The sequence below is a fragment of the Methylobacterium sp. WL116 genome (genome assembly GCF_008039455.1).
Lineage (GTDB): Bacteria > Pseudomonadota > Alphaproteobacteria > Rhizobiales > Beijerinckiaceae > Methylobacterium.
The window spans coordinates 1-2,728 of the sequence record NZ_VRUV01000568.1; the positions used below are offsets into that span (position 1 = coordinate 1).

The 2,728-nt window shown below is 70.7% G+C and carries 3 protein-coding genes; 1 reads left to right on the forward strand and 2 read right to left on the reverse strand.

Annotation, left to right across the window (positions count from 1 at the left end):
- Positions 1 to 303 (reverse strand): amidase family protein (locus FV223_RS24580; protein ID WP_246689794.1); only part of this gene is annotated, 303 nt, incomplete at its 3' end.
- Positions 304 to 411: 108 nt separating this feature from the next.
- Positions 412 to 2,025 (reverse strand): ABC transporter substrate-binding protein, encoded by a 1,614-nt coding sequence (locus FV223_RS24585; protein WP_246689795.1) that lies wholly within the window; start codon positions 2,023 to 2,025, stop codon positions 412 to 414.
- A gap of 249 nt (positions 2,026 to 2,274) precedes the next feature.
- On the opposite strand from FV223_RS24585, the gene FV223_RS24590 reads away from it, so the two are divergent.
- Positions 2,275 to 2,728: thiamine pyrophosphate-binding protein (locus tag FV223_RS24590; RefSeq protein WP_246689796.1), on the forward strand; the 454-nt coding region annotated here is incomplete at its 3' end.

Sequence of the window (2,728 nt, forward strand, 5' to 3'; positions counted from 1 at the left end):
GTGGGCGGCCGAGCCGCCCAGGGTGATGCGGCCCTCGAGGTCGATCAGGTCCTTCAGCGCGATCGGCACCCCGTGCAGCGGCCCGACCGCATGGCCGGAGCGGATCGCCCGGTCCGCGCCCTCCGCCGCCAGCCGCGCATCGTCGGCGAACACCTCGGTGAAGGCCTGGAGCTTCGGCTCGCGGGCGGCGATGCGGTCGAGCATCGCCGCCACGGCCTCGACCGGCGACAGCGTTTTGCCGGCAATTCTGTTTGCGAGCTCGGTCGCGGAGAGGTCGGCGATGGCGTTCGTCGTGTCGGTCATCCAGAAGGACCCTTTATTGTCCGGTCGTCGTGGTCGGGTGCCATCCCGTCGTCCCGGGGCGCCGCTCACGCGGCCCCGGAACGACGGGGCGTCGAGCGTCGGACGCGGCTACGGCAGGCTCACCAGCGTCAGGTCGACGAACCAGCTCTGCGGCGAGACGAACCCTTTCACCTTCGGGCTCATGCCGCGGGGGTTGAGGTCGTGGACGACGTAGAGCCAGGGCGGGTCGTCGACGAGGCGCTCGTGCGCGGCCTTGGTGGCGGCCGAGATCTCGGCCGGGTCGCTCGATTCGGCGAGCGTTTTCAGGGCCTTGTCGAAGGGCGTGTCGGTCCAGTTCGGGAAGTTGAAGCCGTTGGGCGGAAACCGGTCGGCCGCGAAGTAGCGCACCATCACGCCCGCATCGGATGTGGGCGAGGAGACGTTGAGGGCGTTCGAGCCCTGCAGGCTGGCCGCGTCGGGCAGCGCCCGGCTCGAGTTCAGCAGGATCTGCCACTCGACGACGTTGAACGACACGTCGACGTCGCAGGCCTGCTTGAGGTTCTCCTGCAGGAACTCGTTCATCGGCATCGGCGACATCTGGCCCGAGCCCGAGGCCGAGATCATGATCTTCAGCGCGAGCGGGTTCCTGGCGGTGAAGCCGGCCTCGGCCAGCAGCGCCTTGCCCCGCTTCGGATCGAAGCCGTAGCGGTTCTTGGGGGTGCCGAAATCCGGGTTGCCGTCGTTGAACCAGCCGCTGGCGGCCTCCGCGGTGCCGTTGAGGAAGCTGACCACCGCCGCGCGGTCGACGCAGTAGTTCAGGGCCTGGCGCACGCGCACGTCCTTCACCGGGCTGTTGGTCGCGCCGATGTTGAAGATCCACGGCCAGACATGGGGGTAGGTGCCGGTGGTGACGGCGAAGCCCGCGGCCTTCAGCGACGGGATCGCGTCGGGCGCCGGCACCTCGATCCAGTCGACCTGGCCGGCCCGCAACGCGGCGATCCGGGCGTTGGCCTCGGGGATCGGCATCAGGCGGACCCGGTCGACCTTGGCGAGGCGGGACCTGTCCCAGTAGCCGTCGTTGCGGGCGAGATCCGCCGATTCCCGCGGCGTCACCTTGGTCAGCTTGAACGGCCCGGTGCCGGCGGCCGGCACCGCCTGCACCTTGGCCCAGTCGCGCCCGGCCTTCTCGAACGATTTCGGGGAGGTGAACAGCAGGTACACCGCCATGTAGGGGAAGTACGAGGCCACCTGCGTGGTGGTGATCTGCACCGTCCTGTCGTCGAGCTTCTTGTAGCTGCCCATGATCGGCACCCGGGCGCGGGAGATGCCGGCGCCCTGCGCCTCGAATTGCGGGCTGTCGTTCTTGAAGTAGCGGTCGAGGTTCCAGATCACCGCGTCGGCAGCGAACGCTTCGCCGTCGTGGAAGCGCACGCCGTCGCGCAGGTGGAAGGTCCAGACCCGCTTGTCCTCGGCCGACTGCTCCCAGGCGGTGGCGAGCGCCGGCATCAGCCCGGCCGGCCGGTCGGTGCGGGTGAGGTCCCACTGCACCAGCCCCTCGAAGATCGGGTAGCCGAGGAAGCGCATGCCCTCGAAGCCGTTGTTGGGCATGCCGGTGGCGGTGGGAATGTCGGTCGCGGTCATCGCGATGCGCAGGACGCTCTCGGCGAGCGCCGGCGGCGCGGCCAGCGCGGTGGTGACGGCGAGGGCAGCCAGAGTACGGCCGAGCATCGTGCGGCTTCTCATGCGTGGGTCCGGGAAAGCCCCTGCGGGCGAGGGGGGAGGCCCCTGCGGGCGAGGGGGACAGTCCCTCCGGGCAAGACCTGCGCCAACGATCTTGGGTTGTGCCGCAGGACAATGGCGTCTTGGGCGTTGCGCCCGGGCCTTGCGCCGCCCTATCCCGCGGCACCACGATGGCGCCTTCGGAGGTTTCGCTCCCGGCGGGGCCTGCGGTTCCGGACCGCCAGATGAGGGATGAGCGCGTTGGCAGAGACGATGAACGGCGCCGAGAGCCTGGTCCGCACCCTGGTCGCGGGCGGCGTCGAGGTGTGCTTCACCAATCCCGGCACCTCCGAGATGCATTTCGTGGCGGCGCTCGACCGGGTCGAGGGCATGGCCTGCGTGCTGTTCCTGTTCGAGGGCGGCGCGACGGGGGCCGCCGACGGCTACGCCCGCATGGCCGACAAGCCGGCCTCGACCCTGCTCCATCTCGGCCCCGGCCTCGCCAACGGCCTGGCCAACCTCCACAACGCGCGCCGCGCCCGCTCGCCGATCGTCAACATCGTCGGCGAGCACGCCACCTACCACCGCATCCACGACGCGCCGCTGACCTCGGACATCGCCGGCTTCGCCCGGCCGGTCTCGGCCTGGCTGCGCATGGGCACCACCGCCGAGGCCATCGCCGCGGACGGCGCCGACGCGATCGCCGCGGCGCGGACCGCCCCGGGGC